The 25072-nt window shown below is 71.9% G+C and carries 22 protein-coding genes; 12 read left to right on the top strand and 10 right to left on the bottom strand.

Features of this window, described 5'->3' with window-relative positions; translation table 11 throughout:
* Positions 1-9 precede the first annotated feature (9 nt).
* Positions 10-1866 (bottom strand): thrombospondin type 3 repeat-containing protein, encoded by a 1857-nt coding sequence (locus AC3ANS_RS08140; protein WP_488295653.1) that lies wholly within the window; start codon positions 1864-1866, stop codon positions 10-12.
* Positions 1867-2269: 403 nt separating this feature from the next.
* Here AC3ANS_RS08140 and AC3ANS_RS08135 point away from each other — a divergent pair, with 403 nt between their 5' ends.
* Positions 2270-3163 (top strand): NADase-type glycan-binding domain-containing protein, encoded by an 894-nt coding sequence (locus AC3ANS_RS08135; RefSeq protein ID WP_488295652.1) that lies wholly within the window; start codon positions 2270-2272, stop codon positions 3161-3163.
* 7 nt (positions 3164-3170) lie between these two features.
* Here the strand turns inward: AC3ANS_RS08135 and AC3ANS_RS08130 are convergent, their stop codons facing one another.
* Together AC3ANS_RS08130 and AC3ANS_RS08125 are read right to left on the bottom strand one after the other, a co-directional pair.
* Entirely contained in the window at positions 3171-4163 is a 993-nt protein-coding gene (locus AC3ANS_RS08130) for a threonine aldolase family protein (RefSeq protein ID WP_488295651.1), read from the bottom strand.
* A 17-nt stretch (positions 4164-4180) separates the two neighbouring features.
* Complete coding sequence (locus tag AC3ANS_RS08125; RefSeq protein WP_488295650.1) at positions 4181-5575, bottom strand: serine hydrolase domain-containing protein; 1395 nt, start codon at positions 5573-5575, stop codon at positions 4181-4183.
* Positions 5576-5665: 90 nt separating this feature from the next.
* On the opposite strand from AC3ANS_RS08125, the gene AC3ANS_RS08120 reads away from it, so the two are divergent.
* Complete coding sequence (locus AC3ANS_RS08120; RefSeq protein WP_488295649.1) at positions 5666-6277, top strand: TetR family transcriptional regulator; 612 nt, start codon at positions 5666-5668, stop codon at positions 6275-6277.
* Between the two features lie 229 nt (positions 6278-6506).
* Here AC3ANS_RS08120 and AC3ANS_RS08115 read toward each other — a convergent pair whose 3' ends face one another.
* Positions 6507-7850, bottom strand: coding sequence for a class II 3-deoxy-7-phosphoheptulonate synthase (locus AC3ANS_RS08115; protein ID WP_488295648.1), 1344 nt, complete (start codon positions 7848-7850; stop codon positions 6507-6509).
* A gap of 75 nt (positions 7851-7925) precedes the next feature.
* Entirely contained in the window at positions 7926-9380 is a 1455-nt protein-coding gene (locus AC3ANS_RS08110) for an APC family permease (protein ID WP_488295647.1), read from the bottom strand.
* A gap of 121 nt (positions 9381-9501) precedes the next feature.
* On the opposite strand from AC3ANS_RS08110, the gene AC3ANS_RS08105 reads away from it, so the two are divergent.
* Together AC3ANS_RS08105 and AC3ANS_RS08100 are read left to right on the top strand one after the other, a co-directional pair.
* Positions 9502-10380 (top strand): helix-turn-helix transcriptional regulator, encoded by an 879-nt coding sequence (locus AC3ANS_RS08105; RefSeq protein WP_488295646.1) that lies wholly within the window; start codon positions 9502-9504, stop codon positions 10378-10380.
* Between the two features lie 10 nt (positions 10381-10390).
* The gene (locus AC3ANS_RS08100; protein WP_488295645.1) at positions 10391-11074 is read left to right on the top strand and encodes an SDR family NAD(P)-dependent oxidoreductase; all 684 of its coding nucleotides are present in this window, start codon (positions 10391-10393) and stop codon (positions 11072-11074) included.
* Positions 11075-11080: 6 nt separating this feature from the next.
* Here AC3ANS_RS08100 and AC3ANS_RS08095 read toward each other — a convergent pair whose 3' ends face one another.
* A complete protein-coding gene (locus AC3ANS_RS08095) occupies positions 11081-12295 on the bottom strand; it encodes a pyrophosphate--fructose-6-phosphate 1-phosphotransferase (RefSeq protein ID WP_488295644.1) in 1215 nt (404 codons plus the stop codon).
* 195 nt (positions 12296-12490) lie between these two features.
* On the opposite strand from AC3ANS_RS08095, the gene arfA reads away from it, so the two are divergent.
* The gene (gene arfA / locus AC3ANS_RS08090) at positions 12491-13921 is read left to right on the top strand and encodes an arabinosylfuranosidase ArfA (protein ID WP_488295643.1); all 1431 of its coding nucleotides are present in this window, start codon (positions 12491-12493) and stop codon (positions 13919-13921) included.
* Here arfA and AC3ANS_RS08085 read toward each other — a convergent pair.
* On the bottom strand, positions 13887-15137 hold the full coding sequence (locus AC3ANS_RS08085; protein ID WP_488295642.1) for an MFS transporter: 1251 nt from the start codon (positions 15135-15137) through the stop codon (positions 13887-13889). The genes arfA and AC3ANS_RS08085 overlap by 35 nt on opposite strands.
* A gap of 225 nt (positions 15138-15362) precedes the next feature.
* Here AC3ANS_RS08085 and AC3ANS_RS08080 point away from each other — a divergent pair, with 225 nt between their 5' ends.
* The 3 genes from AC3ANS_RS08080 (at position 15363) to AC3ANS_RS08070 (ending at position 18899) form a co-directional block, all read left to right on the top strand.
* A complete protein-coding gene (locus AC3ANS_RS08080; RefSeq protein WP_488295641.1) occupies positions 15363-16193 on the top strand; it encodes a DUF1028 domain-containing protein in 831 nt (276 codons plus the stop codon).
* A complete protein-coding gene (glpK, locus tag AC3ANS_RS08075) occupies positions 16190-17671 on the top strand; it encodes a glycerol kinase GlpK (RefSeq protein ID WP_488295640.1) in 1482 nt (493 codons plus the stop codon). The genes AC3ANS_RS08080 and glpK overlap by 4 nt, the downstream gene beginning before the upstream one ends.
* A 529-nt stretch (positions 17672-18200) precedes the next feature.
* Positions 18201-18899: a hypothetical protein gene (locus AC3ANS_RS08070; RefSeq protein WP_488295639.1), complete on the top strand. Its 699-nt coding sequence runs from the start codon at positions 18201-18203 to the stop codon at positions 18897-18899.
* Between the two features lie 6 nt (positions 18900-18905).
* Here AC3ANS_RS08070 and AC3ANS_RS08065 read toward each other — a convergent pair whose 3' ends face one another.
* The 3 genes from AC3ANS_RS08065 to AC3ANS_RS08055 are packed head-to-tail and all read right to left on the bottom strand — an operon-like array spanning position 18906 to position 21036.
* Positions 18906-19790, bottom strand: a complete 885-nt coding sequence (locus AC3ANS_RS08065; RefSeq protein WP_488295638.1) for a hypothetical protein — start codon at positions 19788-19790, stop codon at positions 18906-18908.
* Positions 19787-20293, bottom strand: coding sequence for a flavin reductase family protein (locus AC3ANS_RS08060; protein ID WP_488295637.1), 507 nt, complete (start codon positions 20291-20293; stop codon positions 19787-19789). The genes AC3ANS_RS08065 and AC3ANS_RS08060 overlap by 4 nt, the downstream gene beginning before the upstream one ends.
* Positions 20290-21036, bottom strand: coding sequence for a lysophospholipid acyltransferase family protein (locus AC3ANS_RS08055; protein ID WP_488295636.1), 747 nt, complete (start codon positions 21034-21036; stop codon positions 20290-20292). The genes AC3ANS_RS08060 and AC3ANS_RS08055 overlap by 4 nt, the downstream gene beginning before the upstream one ends.
* Before the next feature lie 111 nt (positions 21037-21147).
* On the opposite strand from AC3ANS_RS08055, the gene AC3ANS_RS08050 reads away from it, so the two are divergent.
* The 4 genes from AC3ANS_RS08050 (at position 21148) to AC3ANS_RS08035 (ending at position 24968) form a co-directional block, all read left to right on the top strand.
* Entirely contained in the window at positions 21148-21924 is a 777-nt protein-coding gene (locus AC3ANS_RS08050; protein ID WP_488295635.1) for an alpha/beta hydrolase, read from the top strand.
* Positions 21925-22091: 167 nt separating this feature from the next.
* On the top strand, positions 22092-22730 hold the full coding sequence (locus AC3ANS_RS08045) for a hypothetical protein (RefSeq protein WP_488295634.1): 639 nt from the start codon (positions 22092-22094) through the stop codon (positions 22728-22730).
* Between the two features lie 23 nt (positions 22731-22753).
* Positions 22754-23227, top strand: a complete 474-nt coding sequence (locus AC3ANS_RS08040) for a hypothetical protein (protein ID WP_488295633.1) — start codon at positions 22754-22756, stop codon at positions 23225-23227.
* A gap of 502 nt (positions 23228-23729) precedes the next feature.
* Positions 23730-24968 (top strand): HNH endonuclease signature motif containing protein, encoded by a 1239-nt coding sequence (locus AC3ANS_RS08035; protein ID WP_488295632.1) that lies wholly within the window; start codon positions 23730-23732, stop codon positions 24966-24968.
* The last annotated feature ends 104 nt before the right edge of the window (positions 24969-25072 follow it).

The following is a 25072-nucleotide window of genomic DNA, read 5'->3' as shown; positions in this document are numbered from 1 at the left end:
TCCGAGGCGTCAGCCAGTCTTCCCGAGCGGCCGACCGGCGACCGGGCGCGGGTTCTTCGGGGTGCTGTGCGGGTCGAGCGGGTCGCTGCCGGCGGCGACCTCCTTGCCGTCGCTGACCCCGCCGTCGTCGCTGTCCCGGTCGCACGGGTTCGTCTTGTAGCGCTTGACCTCCTGGCCGTCGGTCAGCGCGTCGTTGTCGCTGTCCGCGTCCGTGGGCGAGGTCCGGCAGCTCGGGTACTTCGCGACCTTCGTCGTGACCTCGCGGCGGTCGCCCAGGCCGTCACCGTCGGTGTCCGCCTTCGTCGGGTTCGTCCCGAGGTGGTTGACCTCGCGGCCGTCACCCAGACCGTCGCCGTCGGTATCCGGATCCAGCGGGTCGGTCCGGACCTCGTTGACCTCGCGACCGTCGTTCAGGCCGTCGCCGTCGGTGTCGGCGACCGACGGGTCGGTCCCGGCCGCGGCCTCCTGGGCGTTGGTCAGACCGTCCCCGTCCGGGTCCTGGGGTACGGACGTCACGTCGTCGGACGGGTCGAGCGGGTCGGTGCCTGCCGTGACCTCGGTGCCGTCGGAGACCGTGCCGTTGTCGGTGTCGGCGTCGTTCGGGTCGGTCTTGGTCGTGGCGACCTCGCGGCCGTCGCTCAGGCCGTCGCCGTCGGTGTCGGCCTTGACCGGCGAGGTCGGCTTGGTGCCGAAGTGCGTGTTCGACGAGCCCGAGACCTCCTGTCCGTCGGTGAGGCCGTCGTCATCGGTGTCGGCGTCGCGCGGGTCGGTCCCCAGGGAGGCTTCGGTGGCATCGGACAGTCCGTCGCCGTCGGTGTCAGCGCCGGCCGGGGGCGGGCACTGGATCCCACCCGCTGGCGCTGTGGCTGACACCGACAGGGGAAAGAGCTCGGCGCTGACGACCTGGAGGGCCGCCGGAGCGATGCCCAGGGAGACCTTCAGCTCCAGGACGGCGGCCCGACCGGAGGCGCGGGTGCCGTCGGCCGACTTCACCAGGTCGGTGAGCTGGCCGGCCCGCAGGACGACGTGCAGCAGCGGGTTGTCAGGTGAGGTGAAGTCGAGCGGGCTCCCGTCGGCAGGGAGGGTGGACTGCTGGCCCTGGAAGCCGACGGTCACCACCGGGGCGGTCCAGCGCACCGCAGCGCCGCCGGGACGGCCGCTCGCGCTCGCCGACAGCACCGGCGCGTGCGCCACGTCGACCTCGAGCTGACCGCCGAAGACGCTCAGGCTCGCGGCGCTGCCGGCCGCGGTGGCGACGACGTCCCGACCGTCATGGGCCGCATCGAGGTTCGGGGCCAGCCGGGTCGACTGGCTGACCGACACGGTGCCCGGCAGGGTGACCAGACGGCCGATCCCCTGCACCGGGGCGACCGCGACATCGGCCGTGGAGACCGTCGACTCCGAGATCGACGTCGCAGCCGGCAGGCAGGACGCGTCACCCGCCCACCGCGCCTGGGACTGGGCGGTCGAGACGCCGAGGTCGAGGAGGCCCGGGACGCTGCCCGGGAGGACCGAGGCCGTCGTGGGCGTGGCGTGGTCCGGGAGCGCGGTCTGATCTGCCGTCGCCAGGAGGCTCGGAAGCACCTGGCCCGCGAGCGCGGCGTCCAGGTTGCGGGCACTCGCTGCCGACCGCGGCGTGCCGGTGCCGTTCACCGTGCCGGAGACGATGCCGACCCCCACGTCGGCCAGGTCGGCCAGCCCCGCGACGCCCACGGCACCGACATGGAGCACCTCGGCGGACGTCGTGCTGCGCGCGCCCGTCGGCGGGTCTGCCTGTGCCGGCGGAGCGGCGAACGCGGCCAACGAGTACGTCGCGACCGTGACGAGACCGACGACGATCGTCGCGGTCCGAGGAATCGGGCTCATCGTGTGCTTCTCCTTCGGCGGTGGCCGGCGTCCGTACGACGGCTCGCCCCCCCAACGAGGCGGGCGCCCGCGGGCGACGACCGTCCCGCGCTGGTCCAGACGTTTGACGTCCGAATCGCTCGACACCACCACCGGCCGGCGGAACGAGGAGGTCTGCTACCCGCGGTGCCCTTTGGTCCTAGTACCCGTCATTCGGCGGCGCGCGGTGTCGTCGCCGACCTAGCCTGTGGCGGTCCGAGGGTGTTGGTCGCCCTCCCCCGCAGCGCAGCGGCGGGTGAAAGCACGAGCACCCTCGGGCCTCCACTCCTGCCCGTGTGCTCGCCGCGAGCCACCGCCGGTGCGCCCGTGGCGACGCAGCACTAGTCTGTCGCCGGGTCACGCGCGACGGCCCGCGAGGAGTCAGATGAAGTACTGCGTGAGCTGCGGTCACGAGCTGGGGGTCGGCCGCTTCTGCACCAACTGCGGTCACCCCGTCGACCGCGCCCCCACCGACGCCGGCTGGCGCACCGACACCGCCGAACGACCCCTGGTGCCTCCGGCGCCGAGGTTCCCGCTCTTCGCCGACGAGGCGGACGAGCCACCGGCGGCACCGACACCCGCGCCGTACGTCGAGGACGACCGGCCCCGGCCACCGTGGGGGATGTGGGTCCTGGTCGCGCTGGCCCTGATCGCCGTGGCGGGCCTGGGTATCTGGCTCGTGTCGGACGGCGACGAGCGCGCGCCCACGACGCACTCGCAACCACGACACTCAGCGGCCGGGACGCCGACCTCGCAGGGCACGCCGGCCAGCGAGTCGCCCTCGTCGTCCGCAGACCCCGCGGACGTGGCGGCCGATGCCACGGTCGAGGTGCCGGGCACCGCGCCGCCCGGACAGGACGTCAACGGCGATCCGGTCGACTACGCCGGGGAGAACCTGCTCGACGGCATCCCGGAGACCACCTGGCGGATGCCGGGCGACGGCACCGGCGACGAGATCGTGATCACCCTCGCCGGCGAGACCCGGCTGCGCAGCGTGGGCCTGATCAACGGCTACGCGAAGACCGCGAGCGACGCGCAGGGACGCGAGCTGGACTGGTACCACGGCAACCGCCGCATCACGAGCGTGGAGTGGGTCTTCGACGACGGCACCACGGTCGCCCAGGACCTCGCCGACACGACCGACGTGCAGTCCGTCGACGTGGACGTCACCACCACGACCGTCACCCTGCGGCTCGTCGCCGTGTCCTCGCCGGGCACCGGCCGCGCCGGTCGCGACTACACCGCGATCAGCGACGTGTCCCTGGTGGGCGCACGCTAGCCACCTGTCAGAGGCGCGCGAAGACGGTCGCGGCCTGCTCTGCGTCGGAGCGCGTCACGTCGAGGTGAGTGACGAGGCGGACGGCGGTGGGCCCGACTGCGGACACGAGGACGCCGGCGTCGCGGGCCGCGGCGACGAAGTCGAGGGCGTCGGAACGGCGGACCACGACGATGTTGGTGTCGACGGTCGCCGGGTCGACGCCGCACGCCTCGGCGAGCAGCCGGGCGTGGGCATGGTCGTCGGCGAGCCGCTCGAGGTGGTGGTCGAGGGCGTGCAGGCCGGCTGCGGCGAGGATGCCGACCTGCCGCATGCCGCCGCCCATCCGCTTGCGCCAGATCCGTGCCTCGGCGATCGCGTCGCGCGACCCGACCACCAGCGAGCCGACCGGCGCCCCGAGCCCCTTGGAGAGGCACACGGACATCACGTCGGCGATCGCGCCGTACTCCGCGAGCGGGGTGCCGGTGGCGACATGGGCGTTCCAGATGCGAGCGCCGTCGACGTGCACGCCGACGCCGACGCCGGTGGCGTACTCCCGCAGGTCGCGCAGGTCCTCGAGCGGCAGCACCGCTCCCCCGGCGAAGTTGTGCGTGTTCTCCACCGAGATGGCGGCAGTCGGCACGAAGAACGGGCCCATGTCCGGGGCGAAGATCGTCGTGATCGCGTCGAGGTCGACTTGGCCACGCGGGTGGATCCAGGTGCGCATCGTCAGGCCGGTGTAGGCGCCGTGCGCGCCCAGCTCGGCCCGGGCGATGTGGGCGCTCGCCTCGCAGAGGACCTCCTGGCCAGGACCGACCAGGGAGCGTACGGCGAGCACGTTGGCCATCGACCCCGTCGGGGTGAACAGGGCCGCCTCGTGGCCGAACAGCCCGGCGACCCGCTCCTCCAGGCGCGCGACCGTCGGGTCCTCGCCGTACACGTCGTCGCCGACCTCGGCGCGCGCCATCGCGGCACGCATCTCCTCGGTGGGCCTGGTCAGGGTGTCGGAACGCAGGTCGATCACGCCTCGATCCTGTCAGGTCACACGACCCGCTTGTGGGCCCGGCCGCCGAAGTGGAGGTACGTCGGCGCGGCGGTGTCGTCCTCTGGGTTGAAGAAGACCGCCAGCAGCTCGCTGTCGGCGATCGGCAGCTTGAGCAGGAACGACTGGTCCCTCTCCACGGGCACGAGCGGGATCTCGTTCATCGGCGGCAGGTTCTGCAGCTCGGCGGCCGCGTGCGTGGCCGTGACGCTCGCGACCAGCGATCCGTCCCCCGCCCGAGCGACCTCGTAGGCGAGGCCCTCCCGTCGATAGGTGCCGACGTACCGGTCCGCATCGGCGACCACGCGGGACGACAGGGGTGCTGGATCCTGGCGCGGAGCGACGCCGAGCCGCTCGCCGAACAGCCAGGCGGCGAGCTCGCGGTACATCGACAGGGCGCTCTCGACGTTGGTCTGCAGGCAGAACCCGAACCGTTGCTCAGGAGCCAGCCGCATGAACGCGTTCTGGCCGAGCGAGTTCCCGTCGTGGCCGATGACCGCGACGTCGCCGAAGTGGTCCAGGATCCAGCCCAGCCCCCACGCCTCGCCGAGCACCGTGTCGTCGACCAGCGCGGCCTGTGGCTCTTGGGCCGCGGCGACCAGGTCGGCGGAGAGCAGACGCGTGCCGTCGGCACTCACCCCTCCGTCGAGGTGCAACAAGGCGAACCGGATCACGTCGCCTGCGCTGGCGACGAGCGAGGCACCCATCGGGCCGCAGGACCGGAACAGCCCCCACGGGTTGCTGACCACCAGCGACTCCGGGTCCGCCGGATCCGGCTCGTGGCCGACCGAGAGCGGGTGCGGGATCGCGTCCTCGGGGAAGACCACCGAGTGCTCCAGGCCGAGCGGGACCAGAAGCCGATCGCGCAACGCGGTCTCGAAGACCGAGCCGCTGACGACCTCGACGAGCCGGCCGAGGATCGCGTAGCCGCTGTTGCTGTAGCTCCACACGGCGCCGGGCTCACAGATCTGCGGGAGGTCGGCGATCTCCCCGATGTAGCGCGGGAGGGCGTCGTCACCCCGCCCGGTGTCGATGAAGACGTCGCCGTCGAACCCACTGGTGTGGCGCAGCAGGTCGCGCACCGTCACGGTGTCACGCGCGTGGTGGTCGCGGACCTCGAAGTCGGCCAGGTAGCTGCGCACCGGACGATCGAGCTCGACCAGGCCCTCGTCGACGAGCATCAGGACGAGCGCCGCGGTGTAGAGCTTGCCGATCGAACCGGGCAGGAACAGTGCGTCGGTGCTGACCGGCGTGCCGGTGCGGATGCTGAGCACACCCGCCGCCACCTCGGTGATCGTGTCGCCGTCGAGCACGGCCAGCTGGGCACCGGGCACGCGGTGACGGTCGATGAGCTCGGCCAGGAACTTCTCGAGCTCGGCCTGGGTGAACGACACGATTCCTCCTCCGGCCGGCGAGCCGGCGTCGACCTACAGTGTAGGTAAGGGTTAACCTACAGCGTAGGTTTGTCAAGAGGTGAGGTGCCCATGCCGACGTTGACCCGCGCACGGATCCTGCAGGCCGCGGTCCGGCTCGCCGACCGAGACGGCCCGGACGCGGTGACCCTCCGCCGGATCGCCGGCGAGCTCGGCGTCCACGTCACCTCTCTCTACAACCACGTCCCCACGCGCGAGGCCGTGACCGACGGGATCGTCGAGGTGCTGCTCGACGAGGCCAAGCTGCCCACCGGCCCGATCACCTGGGACGCCTGGGTCCGACAGTTCACCGACGCCGTCGTCGGCATCGCCGCGACGCATCCGGGCGCGTTCCACGCGCTCCAGCAGCGCCCTGTCCAGGGCGCCCTCGCGACCGCGTCCTTCGAGGTGGCCCTGGCCGCGTTCCGCGAGGCGGGCTTCGGACCCGCGGACGCCTTCGCGGCGGTCAAGACGGTCTCGTTCCTGGCACTGATGATCGGCACCGAGCGCAGCATGGCCGCGCGGGGTGACACGCCCGAGACCCACCTCGACGAGCTCCCGGCCGAGTCGTTCCCGCTGGTGCGCTCGGTCGCCACCGATGCGGCCGACCACGAGACGGTCTGGGCGTTCGGCGTCGAGACCGTCATCGCCGGACTCCGCGCCCGGCTGGCGCAGGACGGCTGACGGTCGCGTCGGATCAGGACGTGGTGGCTCTGTGTCTCGACCCGCCCGTCGCCCGCGCTCGCAGGCTCGCGCCGGCGGGGCTTGCTCGACCCTCCTCGGCCCCCACACCGTCCTTCGCGCGCTCAGGACGTGGTGGCTCTGTGTCTCGACCCGCCCGTCGCCCGCGCTCGCAGGCTCGCGCCGGCGGGGCTTGCTCGACCCTCCTCGGCCCACACCGTCCTTCGCGCGCTCAGGACGTGGTGGCTCGGAGCATCTCCGCGACGAGGAACGCCAGCTCGAGCGACTGCACCCGGTTGAGGCGGGGGTCGACGACCGACTCGTAGCGGTGCGCGAGGCCCGCCTCGTCGATCTCCTCGCCGCCGCCGATGCACTCAGTGACGTCGTCGCCGGTCATCTCGACCAGCACGCCGCCCGGCCAGGTGCCGAGCGAGCGGTGCACGTCGAAGAACCCCTGGACCTCGTCGATCACGTCGTCGAAGCGGCGGGTCTTGTAGCCGGTGCTCGACTCGAACGTGTTGCCGTGCATCGGGTCGCAGACCCAGGCCACCTGGATGCCGGCCGCGGTGACCTTCTCGACCAGCTCGGGCAGGCCGTCGCGGATCTTCCCGGCGCCGAACCGCGTGATGAACGTGAGCCGACCGGCCTCGTTGTCGGGGTTGAGCCGCGCGGCGAGCGCGATCGCGTCGTCGGCGGTGGCGGACGGGCCGAGCTTGCAGCCGATCGGGTTCTGGATGTGGCGGAAGTACTCCACGTGCGCCCCGTCGAGCTGACGGGTGCGCTCGCCGATCCACACGAAGTGCGCGGAGACGTTGTAGGCCTTCTCGGTGCGCGAGTCGACGCGGGTCATCGCGTGCTCGTACTCCAGCAGCAGCGCCTCGTGGCTGGAGTGGAAGTCCACCCGCTTGAGCTCCTCGGCGTCCACGCCGATCGCCGCCATGAAGCCGAGCGCCTTGTCGATCTCGGCCGCCAAGGCCTCGTAACGCTGGCCGGCGACGGAGGTCTTCACGAAGTCGGTGTTCCAGGTGTGCACCTGGCGCAGGTCGGCGTAACCACCGGTGACGAACGCGCGCACGAGGTTGAGGGTCGCCGCCGACGCGTTGTAGACGTCGAGCAGGCGCCTCGGGTCGGGGATCCGCGACTCCGGGGTGAAATCGAAGCCGTTGACGGCGTCGCCGCGGTAGGCCGGCAGCGTGATGCCGTCGCGGGTCTCCATGTCCGACGACCGCGGTTTGGCGTACTGGCCGGCGAGACGGCCGAGCTTCACGACCGGCACCGAGCTCGCATAGGTCAAGATGACCGCCATCTGCAGCAGCACGCGCAGCTTGTTGCGCACGTTGTCCGCGGTGACCCCCTCGAAGGTCTCCGCGCAGTCACCGCCCTGCAGCAGGAACGACTCGCCCCGCGACACCGCGGCCATCTTCGCCTTCAGGTCGTCGCACTCACCCGCGAAGACCAGCGGCGGCATCCGGCGCAGCCGGGCGACGCTGTCGGCCACGGCCGCCTGGTCGGGGTACGTCGGCTGCTGGGCGGCGCCCAGGGCGTGAAGGGTCGCGAGGTCGGGGATGCTGCTCACCCGTCCAGGGTACGGCGGTCGCGCGCCCGCACCCGATTCGGCGGCCGGGCGCGAGACGCCGGCGATCCTTCGGGGTCACTCCCCCAGGTGCTCAATGTCGCGGAAGCCCGTCCGCTTGGCGCGGACGCCCCGGTTGGTGAGCCAGGTGACCAGCCACAGCACGACTCCGACCGCGAGCAGACCGACCGCGATCCGGTACTGGATGTAGTCGGCCTCGAGCCGCGCCCACGGGCCGAGCAGGTAGGCACAGGCCAGCGCGCCCAGCACCGGGAACGCCGTGGGGGCACGGAACCTGCTCGGCGCCGGGTCGCGCCGCAGGATCAGGCACGCGACGTTGACGACCGAGAAGACCGCGAGCAGCAGGAGTGCGGTCGTGCCCGACAGGGCGACCACGATGCTGCTCTCGGACTGCAGTCGGACCACCAGGATCAGCACGAGCGCGAGCACCGTCGTGAACGCGATGGCGGTGTACGGCGTGCGCCGGGTCGTCGACACCCGACCCAGGCTGCGCGGCAGCACGTCCTGGTGGGCCATGCCGTACACCAGGCGGCTGGCCATCAGCATGTTGATGAGGGCGGTGTTGGCCACCGCGAACACCGTCATGAACGGGAACAGCTTGTCGATCGGGAGGTCCGGCGAGCCGACCCTGACCACGTCGAGCAGGACACCGGCCTCGGGGTTCTTCGGCGTCGCGATGTCACCGGCGGGGATCACGGCGACCACCGAGATCGCCACGAGCATGTAGATCACCACCGCGATGCCGAGTCCCGTGAGCATCATCTTGGGGAAGATCCGCTCGGGGTCCCGGGTCTCCTCGACCATGTTCACCGAGTCCTCGAAGCCGACCATCGAGAAGAAGGCGATCGCGGTCGCGATCGTGACGGCCGCGAACATCCCCTTCTGGTCCGGGCTGTCGAACACCGTGATGCGTGAGAGGTCGCCGTCACCGCGCCCGATCACCCAGAACCCGATGGCGATCACGATCGCCAGCGCCGTCATCTCGACGATCGTCAGCACCACGTTGAACTTCACGCTCTCGCCGACACCACGCAGGTTGATCATGGCCAGCACGACCATGAAGGCGAGCGCGACGACCAGCGTCGCCGTGTCGCCCGTGGGGACCCCGGGGAGGACCTCGTCGAGACCCACCAGCAGGTTGGCCGACAGCAGGCTCGACGAGGTCGCCGCGCTGGTGATGCCCGAGCACACCACGGTGAACGCAACCAGGAACGTCACGAAGTGCAGACCGAACGCCTTGTGGGCGTACAGCGCCGCCCCGGCGGCTTGGGGGTACTTCGTGACGAGCTCGAGGTAGGAGAAGGCCGTCAGGGTCGCGACGGTGAACGCCACCAGGAACGGCACCCACGCGATGCCTCCGACCTGGCCGGCGATCTTGCCGGTGACGGCGTAGACGCCCGCGCCCAGGATGTCGCCGACGATGAACAACAGCAGCAGCTTGGGCCCCATCACCCGTTTGAGATCGGGGGTCGGTCCGTTCACGTCGATGGCCGGGGCGGTCGGCGTCGCCATGGTGATCTCCTGGCTCGGGGTCGGTCGGATGTCGAGACCGTTCCCTGTGGGCGCCTTTTCGAACCTCAGGGGGTGTGCCAGGGCCTCCCCTGCCCTTCGGTGCCGTGCCTACGGTGGACCGATGAGCGAGAAGCCGAACGCCCTCGGCACCTTCCTGGCCGCCCGCCGGGCGCTGGTCACCCCGCGCATGGCGGGGATCCCCGACGTCGGAGTCCGGCGCGTGGCGGGTCTGCGGCGCGAGGAGGTCGCGATGCTCGCCGGTATCAGCGCGGACTACTACCTGCGCCTGGAGCGCGGCCGCGACCGGCACCCTTCCGTCCAGGTGCTGGAGTCGATCGCCCGGGTGCTCCAGCTCGACGACGACCACCTCGCGCACCTGCTGGCACTCGTCGCGGACGCGCCGCGGCGACGCCGCCCGCGGCCCCGCAAGGAGATCGTGCCGCCGACGGCTCTCAAGCTGCTCGACGGGCTCGTCCAGCCGGCGTTCATCGAGGGCCGCTACTTCGACATCCTGGCCGCGAACAGCCTGGCGACGGCGCTCGCTCCCGGCCTGACGGTCGGCGGCAATCAGCTGCGCGACATGTTCCTCGACCCCGAGGCGCAGCGGCTCCACCCGCACTGGGAGGCCATGACGGAGTGCTTCGTGGCCAACCTGCGGCAGGCCGTGGGGACCGACATCGACGACCCGCGCTTCATCGAGCTCACTGGCGAGCTCTCGTTGGCCAGCGATCGCTTCCGCCGGCTGTGGGCGCGTCACGAGGTGCGCGGGCAGCGCGGGACGCCGGTGCTGTTCGACCACCCGCAGGTCGGCGAGCTCACCCTCAACCGCGAGCGGCTGGCGATCAGCGGTGCCGATGGCGTGATGCTCGTCGTCTACCACGCTGACGCGGGGTCGCCCGACGCGGACAAGCTCGCGATGCTGGCCTCGGCCGATGTGTCGGGGGCCCTGCCACACCCCAGGCTCGACAGGGCTCTGGGTGGAGCCGCCGAGCCTGCCTAGCGTCGGCGGCATGACCGTCACCCTGATCACCGGTGCCAACAAGGGCATCGGCTTCGAGACCGCACGACAGCTCCTCGAGCTGGGCCACACCGTCTATCTCGGCGCGCGCGACGCGACCCGCGGCCGGGAAGCCGCGACCGCGCTCGGCGCCCGCTTCGTCCAGCTGGACGTCACCGACGACGAGTCGGTGCGGGCCGCGCTCGCGTCCATCGACGCGGCCGAGGCCCGTCTCGACGTCCTCGTGCACAACGCCGGGGTCCTCGAGACCGATCTCGACGGCCCGACCGCCCTACGGAGCTTCGACACCAACGTGGTCGGCATCGTCCGCGTGACCGAGGCCGCCCTGCCGCTGCTGCGCCGCTCCGACAACCCGCACGTCGTCACGGTCTCGAGCAGCGCCGGATCGTTCTGGGCGTCGACCAACCCCGAGCGGGTGGAGTCCAGCCTCACGCTGCCGTTGTACGCCGCATCCAAGGCCGCAGCCACGATGCTGACGCTTCAGTACGCGAAGCTGCACCCCGACGTCAGGTTCAACGCGCTCGAGCCCGGGCCCACCGCCACCGACATGACCGCGGCGTGGGGCATCGGCCGACCGCCCGCGGAGAGCGCCCGCGTCGTCGTACGACTGGCCACCCTCGGCCCGGACGCGCCGACGGGGACCTTGCAGGACGAGGCCGGCGTACTCGCGTGGTGAGCCGGGTCAGGCCTGCTCGCCGACCGGCTGGCCGATGCCGTCGAGCAGCTCGCCGAACCACGGCACGGAGGTGTCGAACACCTTGCCGCCCTTGATCCGCGGGAACTCGCAGACCCGCAGCTCGTCGCCGGCGTCCTCGTCCTGGCCCACGACACCGCTCTCGCCGCGCAGGGCCGCGTCGACGGCCAGGTCGGTGCAGGCCTTGATCAGCGCGAGGTCCTCGTCATTGGCGGCAGCGGACCGGGAGAAGTAGCCGCTCTTCTGCACCATGGTCTTCTCGGCGTCGATCAAGTGGCCGAACTGCTTGGCGAACCAGGCACCGGGGTTGATCGTGTCGATCTTGACGTGTCCGAACGCATCGCGCTTGGGCTCGTCGCCGCGGGCGATCATCTCCTCCACGATCGTGGAGACGCCGGCGCCCTCGGACAGGAAGATGTTCACGCAGCCGGTCTCGTCCATGACCTTCTTGAGACGCTCGGCCTCGGCCGCGATGTCGAAGGCGAGCTCGGGCACGTAGACCGCGTGCACGTCCCAGTGGGCGGCGGTGTTGTTGCCGAAGCCCGAGAACTCCTGCTCGGTGACCCATTCGCGGTACTTGACCGCGGTGGCGGCGGTCAACCAGCCGCAGTTGCGGCCCATGACCTCGTGGATGATCAGCATCCGCGGGTTGGAGGAGTGCTCAGCGATGATGTTGCGCGCGAACAGCGCGCCCTGCTCGGCAGCCGTCCAGGCGCCCAGCGACTGGCGGATCGGGACCACGTCGTTGTCGATGGTCTTGGGCAGGCCCACGACGGTGAGCTCGTAGTCGTTCTCGTGCAGGTACGCCGCGAGGTCGGCCGCCGTCGTGTTCGTGTCGTCACCGCCGATCGTGTGCAGCACGTCGACGCCGTCCTTGGTGAGCTGCTCGGCCGCCACGTGCAGCGGGTCCTGGCCCTCCTGGACCAGCCCGCGCTTGACGCAGTCCTTGACGTTGGTGAGCTTGACGCGGCTGTTGCCGATCGGGCTGCCGCCGTAGCGGTGCAGCAGGTGCGCGCTCTTGCGGACCTCCGGCGTCACCGTGACGTACTTCCCGCCGAGCAGGCCCGCGTAACCGTTGAGGTAGGCGATGATCTCGATCTCGGGCTCGAGCTCGGTGTAGCGCTCGATCAGCCCTCCGACAGCAGAGGAGAGGCACGGTGCGAGGCCACCGGCGGTGAGGAGGGCGACGCGGCGGACAGTCATAACGGTTCGGGACTCTCTTCTCGTGGGCCCGCGACCGGAGGGCGGCGTGGCCTCTTGGATCGTTCACAACAAACAGTCCGACTCTAGTGGCGCAAACCCCTCGCGGCCACCTCTGGAGCCGGGCCCAAAGCCACCAGAGTGGAGGCCCAACGGCCCGGTAGCGGGTCGTTCTCACCGCCCTCGATACTGGCTGTCGTGAGCGACCCCGCGAACCCCGTCCAGGCCTCCATCGCCCTCGATCCGGCGTTCACCATCGGGCGCGCCGACCCCCGGTTGTTCGGCTCGTTCGTCGAGCACATGGGCCGCTGCGTCTACACCGGCATCTTCGAGCCGGGCCATCCGAGCGCCGACGAGCACGGGTTCCGCCGCGACGTGCTCGAGCTGGTGCGCGAGCTGGGTGTCAGCGTCGTGCGCTACCCGGGAGGCAACTTCGTCTCCGGCTATCGCTGGGAGGACGGCGTGGGCCCGCTGGCCGACCGCCCCGCGCGTCTCGACCTCGCCTGGCACACGGTCGAGTCCAACGCGTTCGGCACCGGCGAGTTCATGACGTGGTGCCGCGAGTCCGGCATCGAGCCGATGATGGCGGTCAACCTCGGCACCCGCGGCATGCAGGAGGCCGTCGACCTCGTGGAGTACTGCAACCACCCCGGCGGCACCCGGCTCTCCGACCTGCGCCGCCAGCACGGCGCCGTCGAGCCGTACGACGTCCGCCTGTGGTGCCTGGGCAACGAGATGGACGGTCCGTGGCAGGTCGGCCACAAGAGCGCCGCCGAGTACGGCGCCCTCGCCGCCCGGACGGCACGCGCCATGAAGCTCACCGACCCGCGGATCGAGCTGGTCGCCTGCGGCAGCTCGCACAGCGCGATGCCGACGTTCGCGAGCTGGGAGGCGACCGTGCTCGAGCAGTGCTACGACGCGGTCGACTACGTGTCCCTGCACAGCTACTACGACCCGGTCGGCAAGTCCGTCCCCGAGTTCCTCGCCGGCGCGGTCGACCTCGACCGCTCCATCGAGGAGATCGTCGCCACCGCCGACCACGTGGGCGCCCGGCTCCGGTCGCGCAAGCGCCTGCGGGTCTCGGTCGACGAGTGGAACGTCTGGTACGTCTCGAACTGGGACTCGAACGACACCTCGGTGTCCGACCAGCCGCGCCGGCTCATCGAGGACACCTACGACGAGGTCGACGCGACGATGGTCGCGAGCCTGCTGGTGACCCTGCTGCGCCACGCGGACCGCGTCGGCGTGGGCTGCCTGGCCCAGCTCGTGAACGTGATCGCGCCGATCCGCACCGAGCCCGGCGGCGAGGCCTGGCGGCAGACGATCTTCGCGCCGTTCGCCCAGATCGCCGCGGCCGCCCGCGGCACGGTGCTCCGGGTGGAGCCGCGCGTGGCGACGTACGAGAGCGAGGTCGGGGACGTGCCGCTGGTCGACGCCACGGCGACGTACGACGAGGAGACCGGAGACCTGGCGCTGATGCTGGTCAACCGGTCCGTCGACCGGCCGGCGCGGGTGAGCGTGGACCTGCGGGCCTTCGGCGACACCTTCGGCGGCGAGCTCGAGGTCGAGCTCGACCCGGTGTCGTGGCGGGTGGTCAGGCCGCAGCGGGCTCCGCGGCCCGGTTCGTGACCTCCTGGGCGGCGTGCGGTAGCGCGCGGCCCAGCTGCACGGCCAGCAGGGAACCGACCAGCGACAGCGCGCTCAGCGCGACCCACAAGGGGGCGGTGCCGCGGTCGAGCAGCCACGCGAAGGCCACCGGGGCCACGGCGCCCGAGATCGTCCAGGCCAGCTGCATCAGCGAGAGGTAGCGCCCGCGCAGCTGCTCGGGGGCGGCCTCGGCGCCGAGCGCACCGAGCACCGGACCGCCCAGCAGCTCGCCGCCGGTGTAGACGACCGAGCCGACCAGCACGACCACGGTCCCGAGCGCGACCGACAGCTCGGAGGCGCCCAGCATCACCACGAACGACGCCGCGAACACCAGGTTCATCAGCACCAGGACCCGCCAGCGCCGGTGTCCGGTCATGCCACCCACCACGAGCCCCTGGCCGAAGCCGACCATCACCGTGTTGATCGTGAACACCGCGCCGGTGACCCAGCCGGGGAGCCCGAGCACGGTCACGGCGTAGATCGGCATCGCGAAGTTCAGCACCATCATCGCGCTGGAGTAGGTGAACTGCACCAGCCACAGCAGCCGGTAGGGCCGGTCGCGCAGCACGGTCCCCCACGCGCCCTCCGGCGGCCGGTGCCCGCTCGGCGCCGTGGGTGGCACGGCGAGCAGCAGCGTGAACGCGACGACGTACGACAGCGCGTTGACCAGCACCACCGAGAGGTACGCCGCGTGCGTGCCGATCGTGATCGCGACGCCCGAGAGCAGGCCGCCGACGGCGAACCCGACGTTGCGGAGTGCTCCGAGGAACCCGAACCACTTCTCGCGCTCCCCGGGCGCGGAGATCGCCGCCACGATGTTGCCGTAGGAGCCCCAGAACGCCGTGCGACCGACGGCCACGACGATCGTCCACAGCGTCAGGCCCACGAACGAGTCGGTGACCAGGTAGGCGAGGAAGCCCAGGCCCTGGGCGAGGTTGCCGGCGAGCAGCACCCGCTTGGCGCCGTACTTGTCGACGACCCCGCCGAGCAGCGGGCCGACCGGGATCGCGGCGGCCGAGGCGACGGAGATGGCCGCACCGATCTGCACCAGCGTCAGGTCGGTCGTGACCAGGAAGTAGAGCATCGAGACCGGCATGAACACCCCACTGCCCACCGCGTCGATGGCGATCGCGGTGACGAACCTGCGGTGGTGGCCCAGGGAGGGGAAACCGAGGGCGGTGGTGATGCGGTCGAGCATCCCCCCATCCTCCTGCGTCGGGTGCGGTGCGGAGCAACCGGATATCGCTAGTGGTTGCCGCCGTTGGTTCATCAGGGGTAGCCGTCGTCCAGGTGCGTGCATCGCAAGGCGCCGGAGCGATGCGCATACCGGGTTGTCTGTCGAGCGACGGCAACGCCGCGAGGTGCGTGCCTGGGCGGCGGGGAGTCCCGACGAACCAACGGTGGTGACCATTAGGGTCGGCGCATGACGTTCTCGATCGTGGCCCGCTCCGCCGACGGTGAGTCGTGGGGCGTGGCCGTGGCCTCGAAGTTCCTGGCCGTCGGGTCGGCCGTGCCCGCCGCGGTGGCCGGCGTCGGCGCGATCGCCACGCAGGCCGACGCCAACGTGGCCTACAAGGGCCAGGCGCTTGCGCACCTCGACGACGGCGCCACGGCAGAGGTCGCGCTCCAGCGGCTGCTCGAGGACGACGAGGGCCGCGACCACCGCCAGGTCGGCATCGTCGACGTCGACGGCAACGCCGCCAGCCACACCGGCTCCGCGTGCCTCGACTGGGCCGGCAGCCTGACCGGTCCGGGCTACGCCATCCAGGGCAACATCCTCACCGGCAGCGAGGTCGTGGAGGCGATCGAGGCAGCGTGGCTGGCCTCCCCCGAGGACGCACCGCTCGCCCACCGGTTGCTGGAGGCCCTGACCGCCGGCGACGAGGCCGGCGGCGACTCACGGGGCCGACAGGCAGCCGCGCTGCTGGTGGTCCGCGACGAGGCCGGGTACGGCGGCAACGACGACATCGCCGTCGACCTGCGGGTCGACGACCACCCGGCGCCCATCACCGAGCTGACCCGGCTGCTCGAGCTCAACGACCTCTACCTCACCGCGTCGACCGAGGACGAGAAGGTGCCTGTCACCCCCGAGCTCGCCGACGAGCTCGACCGGCTGGCCCGCGACGCCGGGGCCCGGGACTTCCCGGCCTGGGTCGGCACCGAGAACTACGAGATGCGGGTCGCGGCGGACGGGTCGTGGGTGGACGAGAAGGTGCTCGCGATCATCCGGGGCGCCCGGACCGACGAGCCGTGAGCGTCCTCGCGATCGACGCCGGCACGACCGGCGTGACGGCGGTCGTCGTCGAGCGGGACGGGTCGATCGCTGCGAAGGGCTACGAGGAGTTCGCCCAGCACTTTCCCCAGCCGGGGTGGGTGGAGCACTCCCCGGAGGAGATCTGGCAGGCGACGCTGCAGGCGGTCCGCGACGTGCTCGACGGCTACGACGCCTCCCGCCTCGAGGCGGTCGGGATCACCAACCAGCGCGAGACCATCCTGCTCTGGGACCGCGAGACCCTGGGGTCGCCCCGGCGGGCGATCGTCTGGCAGGACCGGCGTACGGCGGACCTCTGCACGCGCCTGCGCGACGCGGGCCACGAGGACCGCATCAGCGAGCTGACCGGGTTGCGGCTGGACCCCTACTTCTCCGGCACCAAGCTGATGTGGCTGCGAGAGAACGAGCCGCACACCTGGGCGCTGGTGGAGTCGGGTCGCTACGCGATCGGCACCGTCGACTCCTACCTGATCGCTCGGATGACCCGCGGCACCTGGCACGCGACCGACGTCTCCAACGCGTGCCGGACCCTCCTCCTCGACCTCGAGACCGGCGACTGGTCCGACGAGCTGTGCTCGCTGTTCGGGGTGCCACGCGACGCGCTGCCCGAGCTGGTGCCGAACTGGGGCGAGATCGCCACGACCGACCCCAAGACGTTCCTGGACCTCTCGCTGCCGATCTCGGGCCTGGCCGGTGACCAGCAGTCCGCGCTGTTCGGTCAGACCTGCTTCGACGAGGGCGACTCCAAGTGCACCTACGGCACCGGGTCGTTCATCCTCACCAACACCGGGCCGACCATCCAACGCTGCGACGCCGGCCTGCTCGCGACCGCTGCCTGGCGCTCCCCGGACGGTGTGCTGACCTACGCCTCCGAGGGCGCGATCTTCGTGACCGGCGCGGCCGTCCAGTGGCTGCGTGACGGGCTCCAGATCGTCGGCTCGGCCGCCGAGACCGAGCCGATCGCCCGCACGGTGCCCGACACCGGCGGGGTGGTGTTCGTGCCGGCGCTGACGGGACTCGGCGCCCCGCACTGGGACCCCCACGCCCGCGGCCTGATCGTCGGCCTCACCCGCGGCACCACCCGTGCCCATCTGGTGCGCGCCACGCTGGAGGCCATCGCGTTCGAGGTGCGCGACGTCCTCGACACGATGACGGCGGTCGGAGCAGGTCTCTCCTCGCTGCGCGTGGACGGCGGCGCCTCGGCCAACAACCTGCTCTGCCAGATCCAGGCCGACCAGCTCGGGGTGCCGGTCGAGCGGCCGCGGACCGTCGAGACCACCGCGTTGGGCGCCGCGTTCCTCGCCGGCCTGGGCGCCGGTGTGTGGGACTCCACCGACGACCTGCGCGAGACCTGGGCGCTGGACCGTCGGTTCGAGCCCGCCCTCGACCGGGCCGCCGCCGACGCCGCCCACACGCGCTGGACCGACGCGGTCGAACGGTCGAAGGGCTGGGCCGAGTAGGCCACTCCCCGGCAGATCGCGGTCCTCGGCCAGGTGCAGAATGGAAACCGGTCCGGCCCTCGGAACATCGGTGCCGGGTGAGAGGACGGTGAGCCCGCGGTGACGTCCACCTCCACGCCGCCGTCCCCACCGTTCTGGGCCTCCCCGCCCGAGGACCTCCTCGACCAGCTGCGCGGCGAGAGCGGTACGGCGCGAACCTGATCTCTCCCCGCGGCCGGCACGGACCGGTCTGGGAGCTGGCAGGGCAGTTCACCCAGCCGATCGTGCTGATCCTCGTTGCCGCCACCCTGCTCTCGCTGATCCTCGGTGACCGCGTCGACGCCTCGATCATCCTGGTCGCCAAGCACGCGTTCTACCGGCGGCGCCGGCCACCCTCCCAGCCGCCCTCCCAGCCGGCCTTCCGCCCGCTCGCGCCCGGGGCGACGACGCATCGGCGCCTGCACCACCTCGCGGTCGAGCACGGCCACCGCCCCCGAGTTCCCGCGGCCTGGCGGGCGAAGGCTGGACCGACTCGACGTAGCGTGGTCGCATGCGCACTCGGACCGCAGCCCTCGTCACCGCCCTCCTCACCACCCTCGCCGGGACACTGGCCGGAACAGCGGCGCCGCCCGCGGCGTCCGCCGCCGGCTCGGCCGGTCGCGACGTCACCGTCCACCGGTGGAACGACCCACGGATCGACTGGCGGGAGGAGTTGCCGGTCTCGGGGGCGACCCTGAGGAAGATGGAGCTCCACCGCGTCACGCTGCGGATCGTGCGCGACGGGCCGCGCCCCGCGGTCCGGGTGGACTACCGCATCGGGGGCTTCGTGGGGCGCACGTTGCACGACCTCCGGCAGCTCTTCATGGTCCAGCTCTGGGCGAACGACCACGACGGCGGCTACCCCCTGGACCGTTACCTCGACTTCTCGACCACCACGGACCGGGGCCGGTCCCGCGTCGAGTTCGAGGACGAGAACCGAGACATCGTGCGGGCACCGTGCGCCGACGCGCAGCAGGACCGGATCGGTGCCGACCACTTCCGGATGTCGGTCCCGTTGCGGTGCCTGACCCGCCAGGGGTTCACCTACGGGTCCTTCCGCGCCTCGACGAGCCTGATCGGCCAGCCCGAGGACGTCGACCGCGGTGGGGAGCCCGGACGGACGTACGCCTACGACCTCGCCGACGACGGTCGTCCCGGCTCCCGCGACGGCCGCACGGACGAGATCTCCTGGGCCCCCTCGGAGAGCTGACCCCGTCTAGCGCTCGAGCTTCTCCAGGGCCGCCTGGGCGGCGTCCCGGGTCTGGGTGGCCTCACGCACCGCGGCCTCCGCCTCGTCGCGGGTCTCCTCGGCCTCGGCGATCTCCTCGTCGACGTCCTCGGCCGCCGACTCGAGCTCGGCGATCCGGCCGCGCAGCTCGTCGAGCTCGGCCTGGAGCTGGAGGCTGCGGGCCTCGAGCTCGTCGTACGCCGCCGTCGCCTCCTCGTGAGCCTCGCTCGCCTTGTCGAGCTCGGACTGGGCGGCCGCCAGCGCCGCCTCGGCGGCCGCGATCGCCTTGCGGTCCGCCTCGGGGTCGGGGACGACGTGCAGCTCGGGTCGCGGGGGCGGCGCGGCCTCGCGGGGCGCCGCGGCGAACCCCAGCGCCTCGGGCACGGCGACGGCACCCGACACGTCGGCGGGATCGAGGCCGGTGGTCGTCAGCGGTGCCACCAGCAGACCGCTGCGCACTGCCAGCGCGCACTGCTCGTCGACCATCGCCGCGGTCAGGGTCGCCTCGACCTGGTCGGCCACCGCCTCGGTGACCTTGGTGCCTGCCTCGCGGGCGACCCTCCGGGCCTGGGTCGTCACCGCGGCGGTGAGCTGACGCCGCTGCCGGGTGAGCGCGCGCAGCTCGTCGGCGGACATGTTGGCCTGTGCGGCGCGCAGGGCCTCACCGACCGTGAGCACCTGCTCGACCTGCTCGGCCTCGCGCCGGACCAGGAGGTTGACGACCCACGCCGCCGTCGACGGCTTGCGCAGTGCCTTGACCTGCTTGGCGAGGTCGGTGCCCTTGAGCTCCTTGGCCCGGGCGTCCCGGGCGGGGGTGAACTCCGGCAGCGTCAGCCCGTAGAGCTCGTCGGCGATCGCCAGGAGCTCGCTCACAGGCGCACCCACCGGCCGCGCCGGTTGCCCAGCGGCTCGTCGTCCTCGCCGACGTGGATCTCCTCGACCAGGCAGGTCAGCAACGACGACCAGCCCGCGTCGGCGCTCGACTCGAGCCGGACGCCCGCCCACGTGGTCGCGTCGACCAGCCTCGGGCCCCACGCGGTGGACTCGAACTCCCCCGTGCGGAACGGCCCACCCGGCGCCGGCGCGGTGCCCGCGAACGCCTCCCCGAGGTCGCGGTGGCGCCACGAGAGCAGCTGCACCACGGCGCGGTCGCTGGAGCCGGTCAGTACGTCGTGGAGGTCGCTGTCAGGGTCGACCAGCATCACCACGCGGGCGGGTTCGCCGCCCGCGACCAGGAACGACGACACGGTCAGCCCGGCGCGGTGGGAGTCGTCACCGGCGGTGACGAGCGCGACCGCCCCGCCGATGCGGCCGCGGAACCGGCGTACCGGGTCGGGCTCCGGATCCAGGAACGGGTGGCCCGAGTGGATCGTCACGACGCGAGCTTGGGCTCGTCCGGCTCCCCGTCGTCCTTGGCGGCCTTCTCGGCGTCCTTCTCGGCCTTCCTGGCCTCCTCCTTGGCGCGGGAGGCGTACGTGTCGACGTACTCCTGGCCGGAGAGACGCATGATCTCGTACATGATCTCGTCGGTGATCGACCGCAGGATGTAGCGGTCGCTCTCCATGCCGTCGTAGCGGGAGAAGTCGAGCGGCGCGCCGAAGCGCACGACCGGGCGGGTGAACCGGCCGAACTTCTTGCCCGGCGGCGCGATCTCGTCGGTGCCGACCACCGCGACCGGGATCACCGGCACCTTCGCCTCGAGCGCGAGCCGGGCCACGCCGACCTTGCCGCGGTAGAGGCGGCCGTCGTGGGAGCGGGTGCCCTCGGGGTAGATGCCGAACAGCTCGCCCTCGGCGAGCACGCGCTTGGCCGAGATGATCGCACCCTCGGCGGCCCCGCCGCCGGAGCGGTCGATCGGGACCTGCCCGGAGCCTGCGAAGAACGTCTTCTGCAGCCAGCCCTTGACGCCCTTGCCGGTGAAGTACTCCGCCTTGGCCACGAACGTCACGCGACGCGGCAGCGTGAGCGGCATGAACAGCCAGTCTGCGTAGGAGAGGTGGTTGCTGGCCAGGATGGCCGGTCCCTCGTCGGGGACGTTCTCGGCGCCCTCCACGCGCGGCCGGAAGAACAGGCGCAGCCAGGGACCGAGGGCGATCCACTTCAGGAACCAGTAGAACACCGACGACCTCCCACCCAACCCGAGACTTCCGACGGGCGAAGCCTAGACCGTCGGCTGGGACTTGCCCCATACCCCCGCCTCTCGGGGCCCCGGGTGGTGCACAATCCGCCCATGACGATCCACCCGCTCGCCTCGCCGTACTCCCGCCCGGCACAGCCCGAGCTCACCGGCGGTCGCCGGCTCGGCGTGCTGCTCAGCCACGGTTTCACCGGGCAGCCGGCCTCGATCACCCCGTGGGGCGAGGCACTGGCGGCGCAGGGGTACGCCGTCGAGGTGCCGCGCCTGCCCGGGCACGGCACCACCTGGCAGGAGCTCAACACCCTCACCTGGGCGGACTGGTACGCCGAGATCACCCGCGTGTTCGAGAAGCTGGCTGCCGAGAACGACGCGGTGGTCGTCGGTGGGCTCTCGATGGGCGGCGCCCTGGTGCTCCGGCTCGCTGCTGACCACCCCGACCGGATCGCCGGCGTCGTCGTGGTCAACCCGGCCGTCGCCACGAGGCGCCTGGACGTGAAGCTGCTGCCGGTGCTCAAGCACGTGGTGCCGTCGTTCCCCGGCATCGCCAACGACATCAAGAAGCCGGGCATGCAGGAGCACGGCTACGACCGGACCCCGCTCAAGGCGATCCACTCGATGATGCGGGAGTGGCCGGGCCTGGTCGCCGACCTGCCGCGGATCACCGCTCCCCTGCTGTACTTCCGCTCCACCGAGGACCACGTCGTCGACGAGGCGACCGAGCCGCTGATCCTGGCCGGGGTGTCCTCCCGCGACGTCACCGTCACCCGGCTCAAGGACAGCTTCCACGTCGCCACCCTCGACAACGACGCCCCGCAGATCTTCGCGGACACGGCCGCGTTCGTCGCCCGCGTCACCGCACCGGCCAGCTGACTAGACCTCTCCGCAGCAATACCGAACGGGCGACGGCCGCCCTGGGTTACCGTCGCCGGGCCCGCTTCGGACCGTCTCGGAGATCGCCATGCCCGCTGCGACCGATCCCCGCGGAGCTCACCGGGCGGACCATCACCAGCTTCGACGTCGGCACCTACCAGGACCTCGTGATCGTCGCGGTGCCGGACCTGGTCGCCGGCGGCGCGCCCACCATCACCGGCAGCCCGGTCGTCGGCACGACCCTCACCGCGAACGCGCCGTCGTACACGCCGATCGCCGACGCGCTCGCCTACCAGTGGTACGCCGACGGCGCCCCGATCGCCGACACCTCCGACCCGACGGCGGCGGTCACCTCCGCGCACGCACCGACGATCCAGCTCACCGCCGACCAGGCCCGGATCTGCCGCGGGCAGGCCGTGACCCTCACGTGGACCACTGACCTCGTCGACAACGTGACCGCCGGGGCCGACTGGCCCTCCGACGGCACCACGTCCGCGCAGGTGAGCGTGACCGTGGTCCGCGAGGCCGCCGCACTCGACGTACGCGTGCGTCCTCAGGCCCGACGCGGGCAGCTCGTCACCATCGCGGGTTCCGGGCTCGACGCGGGTGAGCCGTGGACGATCCGGTTCGCCGGCGCCGAGGTCGCGAGCGGCGTCGCCGACAGCCTCGGCCGGGCGCGGACGCAGTTCGCCATTCCCGCCGCCGCGCGCTTGGGAAAGACATGGATTCGGGTGATCGGCTCCACCGACGACCGGTCTGGGCACGCTCTCGTCCAGGTGCTGCGCGCCCGGGGCGGGACCCAGTAGGCGGAGGCGCCTAGGCTCGTCCTGTGCAGCCGGACCGCCCAGACCAGCCGGACCGCTCGGACGGCGATGACGATGACCGCGTCTGGCGGGCGATCGTCGAGAACTACGGCGAGCGTCCCCAGCTCGACGAGCCCCCGGCGCCCGAGCCGCCGCCGGTGGCTCCCCCGGTCTCGGGGGCTCCGTTCGGCGGCCGCTTCGGCGACCTGCGCCCGCTGGGGCCCAGCGAGGACGAGAACGAGCCGTTCCTCGCCGAGGAGGAGGGCTTCGAGCCTCCCGAGCCGCCACCGATCCCGCGCGCGACACCGGACAGGCTGGTCGCCTGGATCGGGATCTTCGGCTCGCCGATCGTGCTGCTGGTCTCGTTGATCTTCTCGATCTCACTCCCGACCTGGCTGGGCTACCTCCTGGTTGCCGGCTTCGTCGGGGGTTTCCTCTACCTGGTGTTCCAGATGCCCCGCGGCCCCCGCGACCCCTGGGACGACGGCGCCCAGGTCTAGCCGTGCCGGTGGTGGAGGAGGGAGCCCTGGCAACCGTCTCGAAACCACCCCGCGGGGCACGGTGGTTGAGGTGCGAGGGCCGCTAGGCCCGCGGAGTCACGGTGGTTGAGGTGCGAGGGCCGCTAGGCCCGAGCCTCGAAACCACCCGCGGGGCACGGTGGTTGAGGTGCGAGGGCCGCTAGGCCCGAGCCTCGAAACCACCGCAGCGTCGGCAGGGCGCCGGATGCACGTCAGCCTGCGGGTGCGCCCGGGTCGTCGTTGCTGAAAGGCGAGGGACGTGGTCACCGTCCGCTGTGGTCACCCGAGGGTGGTCACCGCGGTCTCTCGGCACCAGGTCCGTGGCGGGTTGCTGTGCTGTGGTCGTCGTCGCAGACCCGGGATTCCTCCTGCCGACCCTGACCCCGACGGGTGCTCGCAGATTTTACCTTCGGATTTGCCAGAACCCTGTGGATACCCGGGTTCTGGGCCCTCGACTGTCGGCGGCCAGTGCTGGGATAGATCCATGGCAGCCCTCCCGCTCGAGCACCCGGACCTCGATGGTCCCGGCACGGTGCTGGCTGCCCTGGAGACGACACACGCGGTGCTCACCGACGCCGAGATCGACCAGTTCCGGCTCGCAGTCGACTGGGCCACCGCAAACCCCGCCGAGGATCTGGACGACGCGGCCACCGTGGAGGGCACGCAGGGTGAGCTCGCGATCGCCGGGCCCGGTGCTCCGCTGGTCGCGGAGTTCTGTGTCGCGGACTTCGCCCTCGCCCTCGGCATGACCACCGACGCCGGCCGCTCCTATCTGGGCGATGCGGTCGAGGTCCGCCACCGGCTCCCGCGTCTCTGGGCCCGGGTGATGGCCGGGCAGGTGGCGGTGTGGCGGGCCCGGCGGATCGCCACCAGCACGATGTCCCTCCCCGCCGAGGCAGCCGACCACGTCGACAAGCACCTCGCCCCGCTCGCGCACCGGCTGACCTGGGCACAGCTCGACCGGACCGTGGAAGCAGCGCGGGCGTTGTTCGACCCGATCGAGGCCGAGCACCAACGCCTGCTGGCCGCGGAGGGCCGGTTCTTCGACATCGACACCCACCGTGCCTCCTTGGAGGGCACCGCGACCGTGCGCGGCGAGCTCGACCTCGCCGACGCCCTCGACCTCGACCACGCGATCACCACCGGCGCCCAGCAGCTCGCCGACCTCGGCTGCACCGAGTCCCTGAACGTGCGCCGCGCCCTGGCCGCCGGAGCGCTGGCCCGCGGCGACCTCATGCTCGCACCCGACACCACGGCCGTGAGCGTCCAGCCGGCCAGGAAGCAGCGGGAGCTGGTCGTCTACGTGCACCTCTCCGAGTCCGCGCTCGCCGGGGTGGAGAACACCCGCACCCACGTCCTCGTCTCACAGGTCGAGGGCTGGTGCGCCACCGCCACCGGACCCGTCACCATCCGACCGGTCCTCGACCTCAACGAGCACATCGAGGTCCCCGGCTACACCCCATCCAAGACCCTGCGCGAGCAGATCATCGCCACCTACCCCACCTGCGTGTTCCCCGGCTGCAGCCGCCCCTCCCGGGGCTGCGACCTCGACCACGTCATCCCCCACGCCGACGGCGGGCCGACGTGCAGCTGCAACCTGGTGCCCGAGTGCCGGTTCCACCACCGCTTGAAGACCCACGGCGGCTGGACCCTCCACAGGGTCGGCCACCGACTCCTCGTGTGGACCAGCCCCCACGGCCGGACCTACACCCGACATACCTGACCCACCCGACCCCGCCGGCCACGGCCGACGGGGCCACTCCCATGCCCCCGCCCCGACGGGGGGTGGTTTCGAGGCTCATCAGCGCTCCTCACACCTCAACCACC

It is taken from the genome of Nocardia sp. 149-1B (genome assembly GCF_057747975.1).
The sequence above is the reverse complement of the archived record's forward strand: the minus strand, read 5'-3'. Positions and strand labels throughout refer to the sequence as shown.